A 19873-nucleotide genomic window follows, 5' to 3' on the forward strand; every position below is an offset into this window, starting at 1 on the left:
GGAAAAAACGGCCGCGGCGGCCGCCCGGCTCAGTGCGCGATGCCGTCGATCAGCTCGCGGGCGCCCTGCCGCAGCAGCGCCACCGCCACCGACGTGCCCAGCGTCGCCGGATCCAGCCGCCCGGCCCACTCGTGGGCGTTGAGGACCGTCTTGCCGTCGGGCGTGAACACGCAGGCGCGCAGCGACAGATCGCCGCCGCGCTCGGCGCGGGCGTACCCGGCGATCGGGGAGTTGCAGTGCCCCTGGAGGACGTGGAGGAACATCCGCTCCGCCGTCGCCTCCCGGTGCGCCGCCGGGTCGCCGAGCGGGCTGATGGCGTCGATCAGCTCGGTGTCGCCCTCGCGGCACTGGAGCGCCAGGATCCCGGCGCCGATCGGCGGGCACATCACGTCCGTGGACAGCACCTCGGTGATCACGTCCGGGCGGCCGATGCGCTCCAGACCGGCGACCGCGAGCAGCAGCGCATCGGCGTCGCCCGCGGCCAGCTTCTCCATCCGGCGGTTGGCGTTGCCGCGCATCGGCACGCACTCCAGATGCGGGTGCGAGGCGGCCAGCTGCGCCCGGCGGCGCACCGAGGAGGTGCCGATACGGGTCCCGGCGGGCAGCTCGTCCAGGGTGAGCCCACCGGGGTGGACGAGGGCGTCGCGCACGTCGTCCCGCTTGAGGAACGCGGCGAACGCCGTCCCGGCGGGCAGCGGACGGTCGGCGGGCACGTCCTTGACGCAGTGCACCGCCAGATCGGCCTCACCGGCCAGCAGCGCCGCGTCGACCTCCTTGGTGAACGCGCCCTTGCCTTCGACCAGCGACAGATCGCCCAGCCACTTGTCGCCGGTGGTCTTCACGGGGACGACCTCGGTGCGCACCCCCGGATGGAGCGCGGTCAGCTCGGCGCGTACCCGCTCCACCTGGGCGAGCGCCATCGGCGAGTCACGGGAGACGATTCGGATCAACTCAGGGGCGGACATGGCTCCACGATAGGCCGTCGGCCTCGGAGGCCGAACGGCGGCGGGCCGCGGATCCCGTACGGGGTCGGGACCGGTGCTCCGTACGGGTCCGGGGCGTGTCCCGTACGGGTCCGGTCGCGTCGCCCGGGGTGTCGCCCGGGGTGTCGTCCCGGCGCGCGGGGGCGCCCCCGCGCGCCGGTACCCCGCGCCCGTGCCGCGCGGCGGTCAGCGCAGCGCCGCGGCCCGCCTGCGGAGTTCGGCGTGCAGCCCGCCGTGCACCTCGGCCGGGGGCAGCCACTCCTTGCGGAGCTTGGCGATGCAGGTGTAGTTGCTGTCGCAGACATTGGCCAGCGGCGACTCGACCGCCTGCGTCACGAACTGATACGCGTCCAGCTCGCTCAGCCCGAAGTCCCGCGCCAGCCACTGCACCAGGTCCAGCTGCGAGATGCGGAACGCGTCCTCCAGGGGGCGCGCCGAACCCGTCGAGATCAGATGGGTGTCGGACTCGATGCGCGGCCAGGGCGTCGCGACACCCTTGAGCAGCTCCACGATCACCACCGAGTGCATCGCCGTCTCGACGGCGACGCCGCAGGTCTCGCCCTCGCCCTGCCGCGCATGCCCGTCCCCCAGGCTGAACAGCGCGCCCTCGACGTTCACCCCGAGGTAGCAGGTGACCCCGGCGCGCATCTCCGGGGTGTCCATGTTGCCGCCGTGCGCATCCGGGACGAGCGCGGAGCGCACCTCCAGGTTGGCCGGGGCCACCCCGACCGTGCCGTGCATCGGCGCCATCGGGAGCGTCAGCGTGTGGTCGCTGTCCCGGGCGGTGAAACGGCACAGCCGCCGCTCCCGGTCGAGCTGCCAGATCCACACCGCCTCCGGGAGCGGAGGGTGCAGCGCGGCGGTGGCGTGGGTGGCGGTCAGCGCCCCGAAGAGCGGCACGGTCGTGGACGCCGCCCAGTCCCGGCGCGGCTCGACGGAGACGAAGTGCACCGCCAGGGTGTCCCCGGGCTCGGCGCCCTCGACGTGGAACGGCCCGGTCTGCGGGTTGACGTACGGGAACGCGCAGACCCGCGAGACCAGGTCGTCGGCGGTGCGCACCCGCCCGCCGAAGCAGTCCTCGGTGAACACGTCCAGGACGGTGCCGGGCGCGATCCGCGCGATCGGCGGCGCCCCGCCGAACGTCCAGGCGTACTCCTGCGCGGTGGGCCGGACGGTGAGCACCCGGGGGGCGTCGGCGGGGTCGGTCATCGGGACTCCTCGTCGTGGTGCGGATCGGATGGCTGGGAAGGGGCGGCACCGGGCGCGCCGGGGCGTGCGGATGAGGGGGATGCGCCGGGGCGTGCGGCGGCGTCGGCCGCGCCGGGGCGCGCCACCGGTCCGGGCGCGCCCGCCCGCACGCCGTCCGCCGGTGCCGGGCCGGGCGCCGGAGCCGGGCCCGCGTCCGCCCCGTCGCCCGCCTCCGCCCCGTTCTCCGCCTCGATCCCGGCGAGTCCGGCCGCCGCCAGCGCGTCCGGCCGCCGGCGCCGCACCACCGCGACCACGACGATCCCGACGGCCGTCCAACCGGCCACCACCGCCCCGGCGTACGAGACCGGCGGCGTCAGCTTCGCGACGAACGCGAACGCCGGGATCCCGGCGGCGGTGAGCAGCGCCGGGGTGAACGCGGCGATGCCCAGTACCGGCAGGAGCAGATGGCGCACCGGGCGGAACGCGGCGCGGCGGCGCAGGAAATAGCCGGCGCAGGCGGCGTTGGTCAGCAGGTAGACCGCGATGATCGCGACCACCACCACCGTCGCCAGCAGCAGGAACGCGGTCCGCGGACCGTACGCCGCCCCCAGGAGCAGCGCCACGCCCAGCGCGATCACGAACTGCGCCGCCAGCCCCACCACGGGAGAGCGGTGCACCGGGTGCAGCCGCGCGAAGGCCCGGGGGAAGAGCCCGTCCCGGCCCAGCGCGAAGGCGGTCCGGGTGGAGGCGTTGGTGGCCGCGTTGGCGTTGGCGACCGTCGAGTTGACCACCGCCAGGAAGATCAGCACCCAGAACACCCCGTAGGAGGCGCGGGCCACCCCGTCCCAGGACGCCGCCCCGGACGGCCCGAAGGCGGCGAACGCGTCCGGCCCCACGTACACCGTGATCGCATACGTCGTCAGGACGAACAGCAGCCCCACGGAGAGCGCCGCCCCCAGGACCGCGCGGCGCAGCGTACGGCGCGGATCGCGGGCCTCCTCGGCCAGCGGCGCCGCCGCCTCGAACCCGGCGAACGCCAGCACCGTGTAGACCGACCCCGCGATGACACCGGACAGCCCCGGGTGGTCCGGCGGGGCGTGCGCCGTCCCGAACACCGTCAGCGTGTTGTGCCGCCCGGCGGCCGCGATCAGCAACGCCGCGAGCACCACGAAGACCAGCACCTCGAACACGCCGAGCACGGTGCCGAGCCGCGCCGACGCCCGTATCCCGTAGAACCCCGTCACCACGATGAGCACCGACCCCGCGACCGCCCACGGCCACCACAGATCCGCCGGGTACCCGGGCCACTCCTGGTGCAGCGTGTCCGCGACCGTGAACCCCAACTGGAGCAGCAGCAACGCCGGTACGAGCGCCTCGACCAGCAGATACGTCCAGGCCACCAGGAAGCCGACGACGGGGTGCAGCCCCTGGGCGCTGTACGTCGCCACCGAACCGGCCGACGGCAGCTGCCGGGCCAGCTCCGCGACGGACGAGGCGGTGAACAGGCAGGCGACCAGCGCGATCAGCACCGACAGCGGCAGCGCGCCGCCCGCGTACGCCGCCCCCGCCGGGATCGACACCGCGATGGCGGCGGCCGGGGCCATCGACGTCACGCTCTGGAACAGCACCTCCCGCAGCCCCACGGCGTTCCGCCGCAGCCCGGGGCCGCCCCCGCCCGTCCCCTGCCGTTCCGTGTGCCCCTGCTGTGCCACGGCTGCTCCCGCGCCTCAAGACGTTACGGACCCCCGCAGCGTAGGGAGGCCCGCTCGGCCGGCGGAAGGCGCCATACGGTCAGCGTGTCGACGCTCCCCGGGGCACGCCGCCGGACCCGGAGGTGCCCCGGGACCGGCGCCGACGGCCGAAATCGCTTCGCGGGGCCCCGGTGTGCAAGGGTGGAATCTCGTCGAAAGCACCTCGGTGAAGGGAGAAGCGCATGTCCTCGAAGCGACGCCGCAAGAAGAAGGCACGCCGCAAGAACGGAGCCAACCACGGCAAAAGGCCCCAGTCCTGAACCGTCGGCTCCAGCCCGGCAACACCGATGCCCCGCCCCGTTGTTGGGAGCGGGGCATCGGCGCGTGCGGGGGAGTGCACCCGGCCGACGGCGCGCACCGGTCGCCCCGCGCGCCGGTTCACCGACCCGGCCGCCCACCGGGTGACGAGCCGTCAGGGATGGGACCGTACGGGGCCACCTGCGGGCCGTGCGGCGGCACCTGCGGAACGGGCGGCCCGTGCGGCGGCAACTGCGCGTCCGTCCGACCGTACGGCGGCAGCTGAGTCTCCACGGGACCACCCGAAGGAGGGGGCGCGGGCGGGCCTGGGAGCGGCCCGCCGGGAACGCCCGGGAGCGGCGCCGCGGCCCGTCGTCCGGCCGACCGGGTGACGAGCGCCAGCGCCACCGCGCCGCCGAGGAACGCGAGCGCGCAGATGGCCGGGACGACGGCGGAAGCGCCCGCGCGGACCTCGCTGACGGCCGCGGAGCCGGTGCCGATCCCCAGCGCCACGAGGGTGCCGATCTGCCGTTTCCGCGCCCCGGGGTCCGGCGCCTTCGACAAGGGGCGCTCCGGGGGCGGCGGGCCGAAGCCGGGCGCCGGTGCGGGGCCCGTGGCGCGGCGCATGACCAGGCGCGGCGGTGTGCCCCGCCCGGTCTCCCACTGGACGACGGCGTACCCGTGCCGGTGGCCGAGCAGCGCCGTCTCCTCGGCGGTCATGCCCGCCCCGGTGGTCCGCACCCTGACCTCCGGCCGCCCGTCGAAGGAGCGGAGGATCTCCTCGCGCCGTCGGCGGCGTCGGGAGGCGGTGCCCACCAGATCGCTCCAGCCGGAGACCGCGACCGCGACCGCTCCGCCGCACGCGAGCAGGACGACGACCACGACAAGTACCCCGCTCACACCGCCCCCTCCCGCCCGGCCGGATCCCGCCGCGGGCGTCCTTTCGCCGCTCTTCTCATCCGCGGGCCCCGCCCGCCACCGGTTCGGCCGGCGCCCCGTCCCGCGCCGTCCTCGGCACGAACCGCAGGCTGCGCAGGAAGGGCAGCAGCAGCGCGCAGTGGTCCGCCCAGGGATCGGCGCTCGGGGCGCTGAACACCACCGTGGCCGGCGTCTGCGCCCCGGGGACGGCGTCCGGCGGTACGGGGATGAACACCCGGAGTTGGGCCGCGCCGGGAGCGGTGCCGCCGGGCGTACCGGACGGATCCGCCGGGGTGGCCGCGTCCGGCTCCGGACCGCCGGTGGGCAGCGCCTCCGGCCGTCGTACGGCGAACACCGCCCGTCCGCACGGCAGTTGCAGGGCGCCGGCCCGCGTACCGCAGCCGTGTGCGGCGAGGACGGTACCGATGCCCGCGACGGCGGGGGCGCGGTAGGGGAGAGGGCGGAAAGGCCGCGCCGAGGCGGCGTATCCGGCGCCCGGCCCGGATTCTCGGCAGGCGCGGCGGCCCGCCGCCGACCGTGAAATCTCTGGAATCGAACCGGTACATCGATGACTCCCGTACGGCGAACCGCGCGGCGACCGGTATTCCCGGCCGATAAGGCCACCGGAGGCCAACACGGCGATATTGTCCGGCCCGCGCCTGCGTCGTCGCGTCCAACTCCCGCGCGGAAGTCGGGAATTCCCCCTAACCGGACGCCGGGGGAAATGCCGCGGGGGCGGGAGGAATTCGGGCGGAACGCGTCCGGCCGTCACCCCGTGCGGGGTGACGGCCGGACCGGGTGAGGCATCACCGGGGGCGTGCGCGGCATCCGCGCGCGCCCCCGGCGACTAGGCGCCCTGACGCACCGGGATGCTGGTGAACGTCGGCGCGGGCGCCGGGTCCTGGAAGAAGTCGTTGCCCTTGTCGTCGACGACGATGAAGGCGGGGAAGTCCTCGACCTCGATCCGCCAGACCGCCTCCATGCCCAGCTCCTCGTACTCCAGGACCTCGACCTTCTTGATGCAGTCCTGGGCGAGGCGGGCCGCCGGGCCGCCGATGGAGCCGAGGTAGAAGCCGCCGTGCGCCGCGCAGGCGTCGGTGACCTGCTGGGAGCGGTTGCCCTTGGCCAGCATGATCTTCGAACCGCCGGCCGCCTGGAACTGCTCGACGTACGCGTCCATCCGGCCCGCGGTCGTCGGGCCGAACGAACCGGAGGCGAAGCCCTCGGGAGTCTTGGCCGGACCGGCGTAGTAGACCGGGTGGTTCTTCAGGTACTCCGGCATCTCCTCGCCGGCGTCCAGCCGCTCCTTGATCTTCGCGTGGGCGATGTCGCGGGCGACGACCAGCGTGCCGGTGAGCGACAGCCGCGTCTTGACCGGGTGCTTGGTCAGCTCGGCGAGCATCTCGTCCATCGGGCGGTTCAGGTCGATCTTCACCGCGTCGAGGTCCGGGCCCGCGCCCTCGGTCAGCTCCTCCTCGGTGGTCTCCGGCAGGAAGCGCGCCGGGTCGGTCTCCAGCTGCTCCAGGAAGACGCCCTCGGCGGTGATCTTCGCGACGGCCTGCCGGTCCGCGGAGCAGGACACCGCGATGGCGACCGGGCAGGACGCGCCGTGCCGCGGCAGGCGCACCACGCGCACGTCGTGGCAGAAGTACTTGCCGCCGAACTGCGCGCCGATGCCGATCTTCTGCGTCAGCTCGAAGACCTTGTCCTCCAGCTCCTTGTCGCGGAAGCCGTGGCCGGTCGGCGAGCCCTCGGCGGGCAGCTCGTCGAGGTAGTGCGCGGAGGCGTACTTGGCGGTCTTCAGCGCGTACTCGGCGGAGGTGCCGCCGACGACGATCGCCAGGTGGTACGGCGGGCAGGCGGCCGTGCCCAGCGAACGGATCTTCTGCTCCAGGAACTTCATCATGGAGGCCTCGTTGAGGACCGCCTTCGTCTCCTGGAAGAGGAACGACTTGTTGGCGCTGCCGCCGCCCTTCGCCATGAAGAGGAACTTGTACGCGTCGCCGTCGGTCGCGTACAGCTCGATCTGCGCCGGGAGGTTGGAGCCGGTGTTCTTCTCGTCCCACATGGTCAGCGGGGCCATCTGCGAGTACCGCAGGTTGAGCTGGGTGTACGCGTCGAAGATGCCGCGCGAGAGGGCCTCCTCGTCGCCGCCCTCGGTCAGCACCTGCTGGCCGCGCTTGCCCATGACGATGGCGGTGCCGGTGTCCTGGCACATCGGGAGCACGCCCGCCGCCGCGATGTTGGCGTTCTTCAGCAGGTCCAGCGCGACGAACCGGTCGTTGGCGCTGGCCTCCGGGTCGTCGAGGATCTTGCGGAGCTGGGCGAGGTGCGTCGGGCGCAGGTAGTGGGCGATGTCGTGCATCGCCTCGGCCGCCAGCTTGCGCAGCGCCTCCGGCTCGACCTTGAGGAACGTACGGCCGTCCGCCTCGAAGGTGCTCACGCCCTCCGACGTGACCAGGCGGTACTGGGTGGTGTCCGCGCCTACGGGAAGCAGGTCGGTGTAGGCGAATGCGGGGCCGGAGGGGCGGGAGACGGGGGACATGGGGGCCATTCCTCACTCGACAGGGGGTTCCGCTGGCGTCTGCGGCAGCACCGACCAGCGTAGAACCCTGGCGGAGCGGGACGGCTGTGAGGTAAGGCTCAGTTACCCGGGAGGGCGTGCGGGAGGCGCCGGCGCGCCCCGGAGGCGATCCCGGAGGTGGACCCTGACGCGTCCCTGAGGCCCACCCCGAGACGTCCCGGACGCCGACCCCGACGTGCCCCGGAAGTTTGCTCCGGAGGCGACCCGATGCCTCGAATCCCTGTTCGCGATGTATCGCGTTTGGGTATGTTGGGGCCCGTGGATGCTGAGAACCGGGGGACCGACCCCGCGACCCCCGCCGGACCGCGCGAGAGCGGCCGGCAGCCCGCGCCCCGGGAGCGGCGGCCGGTCGACATGACCAAGCCCGTCGCCGAGGCGGACCTGCGGGCGTCGGACGCGGACCGCGACCGGATCGCCGAGATCCTGCGGGAGGCGCTGGCCGAGGGGCGGTTGGACGCCGAGGAGCACGCCGAGCGGATCGATGCGGTCTACCGCGCCAAGACCCTGGGCGAGCTGGAGCCGATGGTGCGCGATCTGCCCGCGCCCGGCCGCCCGGCGCCGCCACGCTCCGCCGCCGAGGCGCACGCCGCGCCGGTGCCGGACCAGAGCCTGGTCGCGGTCTTCAGCGCCTCGACCCGTAAGGGCCGCTGGCGGGTGCCCGGGCGGATCAACGCCGTGGCGATCTTCGGCAACGTCGAGATCGATCTGACCGAGGCGCTCTTCCCGCAGCAGCACGTCCAGATCAACGTCACCGCGATCTTCGGCAGCGTCGAGATCCGCGTCCCGGAGAACCTCACCCTGCGCAGCAGCGGCTCCGGCGTCCTGGGCTCCTTCGAGGTGGCGACCAACGACGCGGTCGAGCCGGACGCCCCGGTCGTCCAGGTCAACGGCTACGCCCTGCTGGGCAGCGTGGAGGCCAGGCCCAAGCGCGGCGCCTGGGTCCGCGACCTCATAGGCAAGTTCCGCGACGACCGCAAGCAGGTGCGCGACCAGCTCCGCGAGGAGCGCCACGACCGCCACGACCGCTTCCGCAAGGACGGCCACTGACGGCGAGGATCCCGCGGCGCGGTCCGGCGGCGCCCGGCACGGCGCAGGGATTGTCGGTGCCGCCCGGCCCGGCGTAGGGCTTTCGGGCGGCGCCCGGCCGGCGGCCCGGCGCCGGGCTCGCCCCAAGCGTCCGCGGGGCGGCCCGCGCCGACTCGCGGACGGCGGTGTCCGGACCGCTGCGCGACGGCGTCCGGAGCCCCCTTCCCGATCACCACGGTGTGCATAAGCGCGGGTACAGCGGGTAGGGCTGGGGGCATCGTCTCTCGTACGGCGGCGGGCTGCGAAGCGCCGTGCGCAGAGGGACGGACCAGGGTGCCGCCCACTTCGCCGAAGCCGTCGTCAGGAGTAGACCGTGCTGCTACCGCAACAGCCCCTGCAGGCCGCCGCTGCCGTCCCGTCCCAGCGAGTCCCCTCACGCGACGAGGCCGGCCCCTGGCACGCCGAGGCCGCCTGCCGCCGGGACGAGGCCGGGCTCTTCTTCGCCCCCTCCAAGGAGCCCACCGCCGCCCGGCTGGCGCGCGAGGAGGCGGCGAAGCGGGTCTGTGCCCGCTGTCCCGTGATGCTCGAATGCCGCGAGCACGCCCTGCTCCAGCCCGAGCCGTACGGCGTCTGGGGCGGCCTGACCGCGGCCGAGCGGCGGGTGGTCCTCACCCGGCGCCGCCGCCGTGAGGCCGACATCCCGCGTCAGACCCGGATGCCGGCGGCCGGCTGAGCGCGGGCGGCACGGCGCGCGCGTCCCGGAGCAGCCGAACGGCTCCCGCCGGGACGCACGCGATGCGCCGCCCGCCCCTTGATCAGCTGGGGCGCTCGAAGTCCACCGTGCTGTACGCGCGCAGCTTCGACAGCCGGTGCTGCGAGTCGATCTGGCGGATCGTGCCGGACTTCGAGCGCATCACCAGCGACTGCGTGTAGGCGGTGTCCGCGCGGTAGCGGACGCCGCGCAGCAGCTCGCCGTCGGTGATGCCGGTGGCGACGAAGAAGACGTTGTCGCCCTTGACGAGGTCGTCGATGGCCAGGACCTTGTCCAGGTCGTGCCCGGCGTCGAGGGCGCGCTGCCGCTCCGCGTCGTCCTTCGGCCACAGCTTGCCCTGGAAGGACCCGCCCATGCACTTGAGCGCACAGGCCGCGATGATGCCCTCGGGAGTGCCGCCGATGCCGAGGAGCAGGTCGACGCCGGTGCCCTCGCGGGCGGCCATGATCGCGCCGGCCACGTCGCCGTCGGCGATGAACTTGATGCGGGCGCCGGCCTCCCGGACCTCCCGGACCAGGCCGTCGTGGCGCGGCCGGTCCAGGATGACGACGGTGACGTCCTCGACGGCGGAGCGCTTGGCCTTGGCGATGCGCTTGATGTTCACCGCGACGGGCGCGTTGATGTCGACGAAGTCGGCGGCCTCGGGGCCGGTGGCGAGCTTGTCCATGTAGAAGACCGCGGACGGGTCGAACATGGAGCCGCGCTCGGCCACGGCCATCACGGAGACGGCGTTGGCCATGCCCTTGGCGGTCAGCGTGGTGCCGTCCACCGGATCGACGGCCACATCGCACTCGGGGCCGGTGCCGTCGCCGACGCGCTCGCCGTTGTAGAGCATCGGGGCGTTGTCCTTCTCGCCCTCGCCGATCACCACCACGCCGTCCATCGACACGGTGTGGATCAGGGCGCGCATCGCCTTGACCGCCGCACCGTCGGCGCCGTTCTTGTCACCGCGCCCGACCCACCGGCCCGACGCCATGGCGCCGGCCTCGGTGACCCGGACCAACTCCAGGGCGAGGTTGCGGTCGGGGGCCTCGGGGCTGACTTCCAGGGGGGACGGGAGCTGATGCTCGGACACGAGCGCACCTTTCTGTACGGCGACTGCCGCAGGTCTGAGGGTGTTCACGATTTTATCGGTACGCAGCGAAAGTGAGCAGGCGGCCCTTCGCATGAGCGGAGCGGCGACCGGCGGTGACAGGCCGCGTCCGAGGCGGCGCCGCGGGGGCCGTGTCCTGATCGTCCGGGCCATGGGGGACGATAGGGGCGTGGCTGGAATGCGAGGCAGACAAACGGTACGGGACATGGTCCTGTCGCTGGCGGTGATCGGCGTGCTCGTCGCGGGGATCTACATCTTCATCCCGCACGACGACAGCGGTTCCGCGGAGCAGAAGGCGGTGCAGACCGTCGACACCCGCGTCGAGGTCGCCACGGCCCGGCGGGCGGCGCCGTACCCGGTCGCCGCGCCGGAGGGGCTGCCGAAGACCTGGCGCACCACCTCCGTGTCGTACCGCGCGAGCGACGACGGCAAGGGCGGTGCCTGGCATCTGGGGATGCTCGACCCGGAGCAGCAGTACGCCGCGGTGGAGCAGAGCGATGCGCCCGCGAAGGAGTTCATCAAGGACGTCACGCTCGGCGCCGAGCGCGCCAAGGGTGAGCAGGCCGTGGGCAGCAAGAAGTGGGACCGCTACAAGGGCGAGAAGTACAACGCGCTGGTGCGCGAGGAGCCCGGTGTGACGACGGTGGTCACCGGCACCGCGCCGTACGGCCGTCTCGCCGAGCTGGCGGCGGCCCTGGTGGCGAAGAAGGGCTGATGAAGAGCTGACCGGGCCCACGCCCGGAGAGACGACGAAGGCCGCCGCGTCCCCGAGGGGAGCGGCGGCCTTTCGTGTGCCGGGAGCCGCCGGGTGCGGCGGCCGTCCGGGCTCAGATCGTGGAGACGGCCTCGGCGTACTCCAGGCGGGGCGAACGCGGGAAGAAGGCGTCCGGGCCCGGCTTGCCGAGGTTGATGACGAGGAAGGACTTCTGCTTGCCGTCGCCGAAGAACTCCTTGTCGACGCCGGCGAAGTCGAAGCCGGTCATCGGGCCGGCGGCCAGGCCGGCGGCGCGGATGCCGAGGATGAAGTAACCGGCCTGCAGCGTGGCGTTCTGGGTGCCGGCGGCCTCGCGGACGGCGGCCTCGGAGAAGAAGGCGTCCTTGACGCCGGGGGCGTGCGGGAAGAGCTGCGGCAGCTTCTCGTGGAAGTCGAGGTCCACGGAGAGGATCGCGGTCAGCGGCGCGGACAGCGTCTTCGGGCCGTTGGCGCCCATGGCGTGGGCGACCAGGCGCTTACGGGCGTCCTCGGAGCGGACCAGCGTGAGGCGCAGCGGCGACTGGTTGAAGGCGGTCGGGGCAAACTTCACCAGGTCGTAGATGGCCTGGACCTGCTCGTCCGTCACCGGCTCGTCCGTGAACGTGTTGGCGGTCTGAGCCTCGCGGAAGAGGAGGTCCTGAGCGGCGGCGTCAAGGGCGAGAGACATGGAAGCACCTCGGTGAGTCAGATAGGGGAAGGGTCGGGGCTGCCGATCCGGTGGTGTCTGTGCGCTCCACTGTAGCCGAAGTGTATTAATTTTCAACTAAAACCCCGAGGCTGGTGAGAGGACTCACGGTGCGGTGGGCGGGGCACGACGGAGCGGGCGGTCGCGCCGCCGCGGCTCCGGGCCGCCGGGCGCGGGAGCGGCCCGCCGCCCGGGGAAGTCAGCCGCGGTCGTCGTCCCCGCCGGCCGCGTCCGACTCGGCGAGGGCCGCGTCCAGGCGGGCGCGGGCGCCGTCCAGCCAGCGGCGACAGACCTTCGCCAGCTCCTCGCCGCGCTCCCACAGGGCCAGCGACTCCTCCAGCGTCGTGCCGCCGGCCTCCAGGCTGCGGACGACCTCGATCAGCTCGTCCCGCGCCTGCTCGTAACCGAGGGTGGAGTCCACGGGCGCCACGGGCGCAGGGCTCTGCTCACCGGCCGCGCCGCGCTCCGCGTCCGCCATCTCGTCCGTCTCCGCCTTCGACTTCGCCATGCCGTCCAGACTATGCGCTGGGTGTGACAGCGCCGTTGCCGTCGCCTGTGGCCCCGGTGACGCGGACCGCGAAGGCGCCCTCGGACACCCGCGCCCGCAGCTCCTCGCCGTCGGCCACCTCGGACGGGGAGCGCACCGCCGTGCCGTCGCCCCGCTGCAGGACGGCGTAACCGCGCTCCAGCGTCGCCTTCGGGGAGAGCGCCACGACGCGGGCGCGGGTGTGCGACAGCTCGGAGTCGGCGCGGTCCAGCAGATGGCCGAGGGTGCGGCGGCCGCGGCCGAGCAGCGCGTCGACCTGCTCGGCGCGCTCCGTCACCATCCGCTGCGGATGGCGTATCGAGGGACGGCTCAGCGCCGCCGCGAGCCCCCGCTCCTCCCGCTCCAGGAAACCGCCGACCGCGCGCAGCGCCCGCTCCCGCAGCTGCCGCACCCGCGTCAGCTCCTCGCCGACGTCCGGTACGACCCTCTTCGCCGCGTCGGTCGGGGTGGACGCCCGCAGGTCGGCGACGAGGTCGAGCAGCGGGGTGTCCGGTTCGTGGCCGATCGCGGAGACGACCGGGGTGCGGGCCTCGCCGACCGTCCGCACCAGCCGCTCGTCGGAGAACGGCAGCAGATCCTCCACGCTGCCGCCGCCGCGCGCCACGATGATGACGTCCACCTCGGGCAGCGCGTCCAGCTCCCGCACCGCCTCGATGACCTCCGGCACCGCGCGCGCCCCCTGGACCGGGACGTTCCGCACCTCGAAGCGGACGGCCGGCCAGCGGTGCCGGGCGTTCTCCAGCACATCCCGCTCGGCGGCGCTGGCCCGGCCGCAGACCAGGCCGATCAGCTGCGGCAGGAACGGCAGCGGCTTCTTGCGGTCCAGCGCGAACAGGCCCTCGGCCGCCAGGGACTTCTTCAGCTGCTCCAGCCGCGCCAGCAGCTCGCCCACCCCGACCGGCTTGATCTCCGCGGCCCGCAGCGACAGCTGGCCGCGCGGGGCGTACCACTCCGGCTTGGCGTGCACCACCACCCGGGCGCCCTCGCCGATCACGTCCGCCACCTGGTCGAAGACGCGGCGGTAGCACGTCACGCTCAGCGAGATGTCGTGCGACGGGTCGCGCAGCGTCAAGAACACCACGCCCGCGCCCGGCCGCCGCGACAGCTGGGTGATCTGCCCCTCGACCCAGACGGCGCCGAGCCGGTCGATCCACCCGCCGATCAGCCGCGACACCTGACCGACCGGGATCGGCGCTTCGGGAGACGTGGAGAGAGCCATACGAGCGAGAGTATCGGCGACCGGTGACAACGGGCGGGGACCGGCCCCGACCGCCCTGGCGGCGAAGCCCGCGTCACGGGGACGCTGCCTCGGTTCGGGAGGCCGGGTTCCCGGCTCGGGTGTCGGGTTCCGTCCCCGGCTGCCCCGGCGAGGAAGCCCGCGCCCCGGGGCGGAAGCCCAGCGCAGGCGCCGGGCTTCCGCCCCGCCGGCGAACCCCCGGACCTCGCGGCCCGGCGGCGAAGCCCCAGCTCAGACCCCGCCGACGAGCCCCCGGCCGCGACCGCGAAGCCCCCGCCCCGGCGGCCCCGCCTACCGCCCCGCGGCCTTACCCTCCCGCCGGCTCCTCGCGTACTGGAACACCAGCACCCCCAGCCCCACCGCCAGCCACACCGCGCCCACCAGCTGGGCCGTCCGGGACGCCTCGACGATCACCGCGACCACCACGGCCAGGCCCACCACCGGCACCACCACGTGCCGCAGCACGCTCGGCACCTCGGCGCGCCGCCGGACCCGGAACCAGCCGATGACCGACGCGTGCAGCAGCGCGAACGCGGTCAGCGCGCCCACGTTCACGATCGACGACAGATGATCCAGCCCGTCGTCCCGCCGCGCCGCCCACACCGCCGCCACCAGCGTCACCACCGCCGCGCCCAGCAGCGCCCGGCGCGGCACCCCGCTGCCCACGTCCACCTTGGCCATCGCCCCCGGCAGCCGCCGGTCCCGCGCCATCGCGAAGAGCAGCCGCCCGGCCGCCGCCTGCCCGGCCAGCGCCGCGAACGCCGCGCCCAGCGCCTTGCTCGCCGCCACCAGATCGTGCAGCCAGCCGCCCACCGACGCATCAACCGCCGTGTAGAACGCCGCGCCCTGCTCACCCGGTTTCGCCGCCAGCTCCGCCGCCGACATCGGGGCCAGCAGCGCCGCCAGATATGTCTGCACCGCGAACAGCACACCGGCCACCACCAGGCAGGTCAGCACCGCCCGCGCCACCCGGTCCGCGCCCCGCTGCCCGGCGCCCGCCGCCGGTCCGTGCGCCCCCCGCGCCTCCTCCGCGAACGCCGCGATGGCGTCGAAGCCGAGATACGACAGCACCGCCACCGACACCGCCGCCAGCACCGCCGTCATCGAGAAGGCGCCCTCACCGGTCAGCGGCGCCGCCCAGCCGCGCTGCGCGCCGTGCGCCACCAGCTCCGCGACCGCGGCGACCACGAACACCGCCAGCACCGCGATCTCCATCGCCAGCACCGCGAACCCGACGACCGCCGCCGTCCGCACCCCCCACAGGTTCAGCAGCGTCGTCACCACCACCGCCAGCGCCGTCCACACCCACTGGTGCACCCCCGGGACGAGCGCATGCATCGCGATCCCGGAGAAGAGGTACGCCACCGCCGGGATCAGCAGGTAGTCGAGCATCGCCATCCACCCGGCGACGAACCCGGCGCCCTCGCCGAGCCCCACCCGCGCATACGTGTAGACCGACCCCGCCTGCGGCGCCACCCGCACCATCTGGGCGTACGAGTACGCCGTGAACGCCATCGCCACCGTCGCGACGAGGTAGACGAGGGTGACCGCCCCGCCCGACTTGGCCTGGAGCGTGCCGAAGATGCCGACCGGCGCCATCGGGGCGATGAAGAGCAGCCCGTAGACGATCAGATCCCGGAAGGAGAGCGTCCGCCGCAGCCCCGGAGCGCTGCTGCTGCCCTGCTCGGGGCTGGTCACCGCCGCGCCCCGGCCGCCCGCCGGACCGCCGGCCGTCCCGCTCGCCGTCTCGTTCGTCCCCGGCATAGCGCCTCCTCGCTCGTGTCCGCGAAGTCCGGCCCGGTGCGCGACGCCCGGTACGTACCCCCGCGGCCCTCAGTCTGGGCCACCGGCGCGATCTCTGAGGAGTGCGGTACGCCCGTACGATGGGACGCATGACTGCTACGCCCGGCCCGTCACCCGCCACCGCCGCGAGCGAAGACGCCCCGCGTCACGGTGACACCCCGCAGCCCGCAAGCACCCCGAGCGCGGACGCCCCGCGCGAGCGCCGGCGGGTTCTGCTCGCCGCCCCCCGCGGCTACTGCGCGGGGGTGGACCGCGCGGTGATCGCCGTCGAGAAAGCCCTGGAGCAGTACGGCGCTCCCGTCTACGTACGCCACGAGATCGTGCACAACAAGTACGTCGTCAAGACCCTGGAGAAGAAGGGCGCCATCTTCGTCGACGAGACGGCGGAGGTCCCCGAGGGCAACATCGTCATCTTCTCCGCGCACGGCGTCGCCCCGACCGTCCACGAGGAGGCGCGCCGCGGCAAGCTCGCCACCATCGACGCGACCTGCCCGCTGGTCACCAAGGTCCACAAGGAAGCCGTCCGGTACGCCAAGGAGGACTACGACATCCTCCTCATCGGTCACGAGGGCCACGAAGAGGTCATCGGCACCAGCGGCGAGGCGCCCGACCACATCACGCTGGTCGACGGCCCCGAGGACGTGAAGAACGTCGAGGTCCGCGACCCGGACAAGGTCGTCTGGCTCTCCCAGACCACCCTCTCCGTCGACGAGACCATGGAGACGGTCGGCGCCCTCAAGGGCCGCTACCCCAACCTCCTCTCGCCGCCCAGCGACGACATCTGCTACGCCACCCAGAACCGCCAGACCGCGGTCAAGCAGATGGGCGCCGACGCCGATCTCGTCATCGTCGTCGGCTCCAAGAACTCCTCGAACTCCGTCCGCCTCGTCGAGGTCGCCCTCGGCGCCGGCGCCAAGGACGCCCATCTGGTCGACTACGCCGACGAGATCGACGAGAGCTGGCTCGACGGCGTCACCACCGTCGGCGTCACCTCCGGCGCCTCCGTCCCCGACGTCCTCGTCCACGGCGTCCTCGACTGGCTCGCCGAGCGCGGCTACGACGACGTCGAGACGATCACCGCGGCGGAGGAGTCCATCGCCTTCTCGCTGCCCAAGGAGCTCCGCCGCGACCTGCGCGCGGAGGCCAAGGCGGCCACGGAGGGCTGAGGACCGCAAGCCCCCGGGAACCGGCCGCCGGTGACACCTTCACCGGCGGCCGGTTCCGCATTTCCGGAGCGCTTCGGGCGGGCCCCGGTTCCCTGTTCCTGGGGCGCCCCGCGCCCACCGCGCCTAGCCTTTTCCCATGAAGGTCTTCGGCGTGGACATCGGCGGATCCGGCATCAAGGGCGCCCCGGTCGACCTGGAGCGCGGCGAGCTGGCCGAACCGCGCCACAAGGTCCTCACCCCGCAGCCCGCCACCCCGGGCGCGGTCGCCGACAGCGTCCGCGAGGTCGTCGCGCACTTCGGCTGGACGGGCCCGGTCGGCGCCACCTTCCCCGGCGTGATCACCGACGGCGTAACCCGTACCGCCGCCAACGTCGACAAGGGCTGGATCGGCACCGACGCCGCCCAGCTGCTCACCGGGCGGCTCGGCGGCGACTGCCCGGTGACCCTCCTCAACGACGCGGACGCCGCCGGGCTCGCCGAGATGCGCTACGGCGCCGGACGCGGCCGCCGCGGCACCGTCATCGTCCTCACCCTCGGCACCGGCATCGGCTCCGCCGTCTTCACCGGCGGCCGCCTGGTGCCCAACACCGAGCTGGGCCATCTGGAGCTGAACGGCCACGACGCCGAGACCCGCGCCGCCACCAGCGCCAAGGACACCGAGGGACTGAGCTGGTCCCACTGGGCGCGGCGGCTGCGCAAATACCTCGCCCATGTCGAGATGCTCTTCTCGCCCGAGCTGTTCGTGCTCGGCGGCGGGGTCAGCCGCAAGGCCGACAAGTTCCTGCCGCTGCTCGACGGCATCAGGGCCGAGATCGTGCCGGCTCGGCTTCGGAACGACGCGGGGATCGTGGGTGCCGCGATGGCCGCTCATGCCGCTCGGGCTGCGGCGCCACCTGCCGCGGACGGTTCCCGCGAGCCCGCCCCGGCCCCCGCCCCTCCGCCGCACCGGGACGCTCCGCCGGACGCCGGCCACCCGGACGCTCCGGTCGCGTCGCCGGTCGGCTGGCCCGACGCCGCACGATGAGCACCACCTTGCGCACCAGCGCGAGGAAGACACAGACCAGCGTCCCCGCGTAGAGCCAGCCCGCGTTCAGCGCCAGCACGCTGAAGACGCCCATCAGCAGCCCGCCGAACCCGGCGGTGCCGTGCTCGATCGGCACCGCCCCGAGCGTGAACGCGATGGGCAGCGCCACCGGCGCCGCGATCAGGTCGTACGGCCGCACCCACAGCCCCGCGCAGAACGAGACCAGGACGAAGAACACGCCGTACGGGACCGGCGCGCCGTCGAGGAGCAGCTCGTCGAGGGCGGCGAAGGCGAGCAGCGCGAGGGTGCTCAGCAGGCCGCAGCCCAGGCCGGTCAGTTTCGGCGCGGGCATCCGCCGCGCCACCGCCGCGACCCGGGCGGGCAGCGGCCGCCGGCCGGCCCGGTAGACGGTCGCGGTGCCGGCGGCCCGCCGCCCGTCGTCCGCCGGGCCCGCGCCGGACCGTGCCCGGCCGCCGGACCGCGCCGCCGCCGGGTGCGGCAGCCGGGGATCCTGGACCGCGGAGGGCCCGCCGCTCACGGACGGGCGGGGCTGGGGTGCGCGCGCATCTCGTTGCTCCACCCGGCAACGGTAGGCCGCTAAGTGGTATTAACGGGCTTCGGGACACGCCAGGGGCCGGCATCGGTGCTGCGTTCGAGGGGCCCGCACCGGGCCGGGCGGCCCACCGCGTACGCCCCGTAAACTGGTGGATCGGCCCCTGGGGACACCCCCTGCGGGAGCCGTGTCCGCCCTCACCGCCTCGCTCCCCGGGATGTCGCCACCGTGTCGCTCACGATCGGAATCGTCGGACTGCCCAACGTCGGCAAGTCGACCCTGTTCAACGCCCTGACCAAGAACGATGTGCTGGCGGCCAACTACCCGTTCGCCACCATCGAGCCGAACGTCGGCGTCGTCGGCGTCCCCGACACCCGGCTGACCAAGCTCGCCGAGATCTTCGGCTCGGAGCGCATCCTCCCGGCGACCGTCGACTTCGTCGACATCGCGGGCATCGTCCGCGGCGCCAGCGAGGGCGAGGGCCTGGGCAACAAGTTCCTCGCGAACATCCGCGAGTCCGACGCGATCTGCCAGGTCATCCGCGCCTTCGCCGACGAGAACGTCGTCCACGTCGACGGCAAGATCTCGCCCCGCGACGACATCGAGACGATCAACACCGAGCTGATCCTCGCCGACCTCCAGACCATCGAGAAGGTCCTGCCACGCCTCCAGAAGGAGTCGCGCATCAAGAAGGACGTCGCCCCGAAGGTCAAGGCCGTCGAGGAGGCCAAGGAGATCCTGGAGCGCGGCGACACCCTCTTCTCCCAGGGCATCGTCCAGGGCTCCGGCAACGAAGAGCTCCTCCACGACCTCCACCTCCTCACCACCAAGCCGTTCCTCTACGTCTTCAACGTCGACGAGGACGAGCTGACCGACGAGGCGTTCCAGGCCGAACAGCGCGCCCTGGTCGCCCCCGCCGAGGCGATCTTCCTCAACGCCAAGCTGGAGGCCGACCTCGCCGAGCTGGACGAGGAGGACGCCATGGAGCTCCTCCAGTCCGTCGGCGCCGAGGAGCCCGGCCTCGCCACCCTCGCCCGCGCCGGCTTCGCCACCCTCGGCCTCCAGACCTACCTCACGGCCGGCCCCAAGGAATCCCGCGCCTGGACCATCAAGCAGGGCGCCACCGCCCCCGAGGCCGCCGGCGTCATCCACACCGACTTCCAGAAGGGCTTCATCAAGGCCGAGGTCATCTCCTTCGACGACCTGGTCGAGACCGGCTCCGTAGCCGAGGCCCGCGCCAAGGGCAAGGCCCGCATGGAGGGCAAGGACTATGTGATGCAGGACGGGGATGTGGTGGAGTTCCGGTTCAACGTCTAAGACGTCCGGCGGAAGGCCGTCTGACCTGCGGCGGAGCGGGTTGGGCGGCTTTTGCGGTCCGCACAGAGTCCGCAGGGTGCTGGATGAGTCCGGCACGCGGGGGAGCGGCTACGCCGCTTCGTCGACCTGTGGCTGAGCATTAGGGCGTTTCCTTCGGATCATCTGATCGTTGGGTCTGGGTGTCGTTGACTGACGCCCAGTGGGCGCGGATTGAACCTCTGTTACCCGATCGGGC

Annotated in this window: 18 protein-coding genes and 1 pseudogene; 7 read left to right on the forward strand and 12 right to left on the reverse strand. The window is 73.5% G+C overall.

Annotated features, from left to right (window positions below):
• Positions 1–29: 29 nt before the first annotated feature.
• The 3 genes from hemC to ABT345_RS20010 form a co-directional block, all read right to left on the reverse strand.
• Entirely contained in the window at positions 30–965 is a 936-nt protein-coding gene (hemC, locus tag ABT345_RS20000) for a hydroxymethylbilane synthase (RefSeq protein WP_345092285.1), read from the reverse strand.
• Between the two features lie 204 nt (positions 966–1169).
• Complete coding sequence (locus tag ABT345_RS20005; RefSeq protein WP_345092282.1) at positions 1170–2192, reverse strand: acetamidase/formamidase family protein; 1023 nt, start codon at positions 2190–2192, stop codon at positions 1170–1172.
• Positions 2189–3883, reverse strand: coding sequence for an APC family permease (locus tag ABT345_RS20010; protein ID WP_345092279.1), 1695 nt, complete (start codon positions 3881–3883; stop codon positions 2189–2191). The genes ABT345_RS20005 and ABT345_RS20010 overlap by 4 nt, the downstream gene beginning before the upstream one ends.
• A gap of 221 nt (positions 3884–4104) precedes the next feature.
• Between ABT345_RS20010 and ABT345_RS33270 the strand changes: the two genes are divergently transcribed.
• Entirely contained in the window at positions 4105–4182 is a 78-nt protein-coding gene (locus ABT345_RS33270) for a 50S ribosomal protein bL37 (RefSeq protein ID WP_370454205.1), read from the forward strand.
• A 118-nt stretch (positions 4183–4300) separates the two neighbouring features.
• Here ABT345_RS33270 and ABT345_RS20015 read toward each other — a convergent pair whose 3' ends face one another.
• From ABT345_RS20015 to ABT345_RS20025, 3 genes are all read right to left on the reverse strand, one after another.
• Positions 4301–5059, reverse strand: coding sequence for a hypothetical protein (locus tag ABT345_RS20015; RefSeq protein WP_345092277.1), 759 nt, complete (start codon positions 5057–5059; stop codon positions 4301–4303).
• 55 nt (positions 5060–5114) lie between these two features.
• On the reverse strand, positions 5115–5432 hold the full coding sequence (locus ABT345_RS20020) for a hypothetical protein (RefSeq protein ID WP_345092274.1): 318 nt from the start codon (positions 5430–5432) through the stop codon (positions 5115–5117).
• A gap of 492 nt (positions 5433–5924) precedes the next feature.
• Complete coding sequence (locus tag ABT345_RS20025; RefSeq protein WP_345092271.1) at positions 5925–7622, reverse strand: fumarate hydratase; 1698 nt, start codon at positions 7620–7622, stop codon at positions 5925–5927.
• 297 nt (positions 7623–7919) lie between these two features.
• On the opposite strand from ABT345_RS20025, the gene ABT345_RS20030 reads away from it, so the two are divergent.
• Positions 7920–8708, forward strand: a complete 789-nt coding sequence (locus ABT345_RS20030; protein ID WP_386460777.1) for a DUF1707 SHOCT-like domain-containing protein — start codon at positions 7920–7922, stop codon at positions 8706–8708.
• 352 nt (positions 8709–9060) lie between these two features.
• On the forward strand, positions 9061–9420 hold the full coding sequence (locus tag ABT345_RS20035; protein ID WP_030288011.1) for a WhiB family transcriptional regulator: 360 nt from the start codon (positions 9061–9063) through the stop codon (positions 9418–9420).
• 82 nt (positions 9421–9502) lie between these two features.
• On the opposite strand, the gene glpX is transcribed toward ABT345_RS20035, so the two are convergent.
• Positions 9503–10534, reverse strand: coding sequence for a class II fructose-bisphosphatase (glpX, locus tag ABT345_RS20040; protein WP_345092268.1), 1032 nt, complete (start codon positions 10532–10534; stop codon positions 9503–9505).
• 196 nt (positions 10535–10730) lie between these two features.
• Between glpX and ABT345_RS20045 the strand changes: the two genes are divergently transcribed.
• Positions 10731–11267 (forward strand): DUF4245 domain-containing protein, encoded by a 537-nt coding sequence (locus ABT345_RS20045; protein WP_345092377.1) that lies wholly within the window; start codon positions 10731–10733, stop codon positions 11265–11267.
• A gap of 112 nt (positions 11268–11379) precedes the next feature.
• On the opposite strand, the gene ABT345_RS20050 is transcribed toward ABT345_RS20045, so the two are convergent.
• From ABT345_RS20050 to ABT345_RS20065, 4 genes are all read right to left on the reverse strand, one after another.
• Positions 11380–11973: a malonic semialdehyde reductase gene (locus ABT345_RS20050; protein ID WP_345092265.1), complete on the reverse strand. Its 594-nt coding sequence runs from the start codon at positions 11971–11973 to the stop codon at positions 11380–11382.
• 217 nt (positions 11974–12190) lie between these two features.
• On the reverse strand, positions 12191–12499 hold the full coding sequence (locus ABT345_RS20055) for an exodeoxyribonuclease VII small subunit (RefSeq protein WP_345092263.1): 309 nt from the start codon (positions 12497–12499) through the stop codon (positions 12191–12193).
• A gap of 10 nt (positions 12500–12509) precedes the next feature.
• A complete protein-coding gene (gene xseA / locus ABT345_RS20060) occupies positions 12510–13757 on the reverse strand; it encodes an exodeoxyribonuclease VII large subunit (protein ID WP_345092260.1) in 1248 nt (415 codons plus the stop codon).
• A gap of 309 nt (positions 13758–14066) precedes the next feature.
• Positions 14067–15539 carry an APC family permease gene (locus ABT345_RS20065; protein ID WP_345092258.1) on the reverse strand — a complete coding sequence of 491 codons (1473 nt, stop codon included), beginning with the start codon at positions 15537–15539 and terminating at the stop codon, positions 14067–14069.
• A 128-nt stretch (positions 15540–15667) separates the two neighbouring features.
• On the opposite strand from ABT345_RS20065, the gene ABT345_RS20070 reads away from it, so the two are divergent.
• On the forward strand, positions 15668–16744 hold the full coding sequence (locus ABT345_RS20070; RefSeq protein ID WP_345092255.1) for a 4-hydroxy-3-methylbut-2-enyl diphosphate reductase: 1077 nt from the start codon (positions 15668–15670) through the stop codon (positions 16742–16744).
• A 136-nt stretch (positions 16745–16880) separates the two neighbouring features.
• Complete coding sequence (gene ppgK / locus ABT345_RS20075) at positions 16881–17768, forward strand: polyphosphate--glucose phosphotransferase (RefSeq protein ID WP_345092252.1); 888 nt, start codon at positions 16881–16883, stop codon at positions 17766–17768.
• A gap of 61 nt (positions 17769–17829) precedes the next feature.
• Here ppgK and ABT345_RS20080 read toward each other — a convergent pair.
• Positions 17830–18120 (reverse strand): annotated as a pseudogene (locus ABT345_RS20080) (DUF6542 domain-containing protein); the annotation flags it as partial.
• Positions 18121–18549: 429 nt separating this feature from the next.
• Here ABT345_RS20080 and ychF point away from each other — a divergent pair.
• Positions 18550–19638 carry a redox-regulated ATPase YchF gene (ychF, locus tag ABT345_RS20085; RefSeq protein ID WP_345092249.1) on the forward strand — a complete coding sequence of 363 codons (1089 nt, stop codon included), beginning with the start codon at positions 18550–18552 and terminating at the stop codon, positions 19636–19638.
• Positions 19639–19873: the final 235 nt, after the last annotated feature.

Origin of the sequence: Streptomyces sp. NPDC000404 (assembly GCF_040300365.1) — a bacterium.
Taxonomy (GTDB): Bacteria; Actinomycetota; Actinomycetes; order Streptomycetales; family Streptomycetaceae; genus Streptomyces; species Streptomyces ramulosus.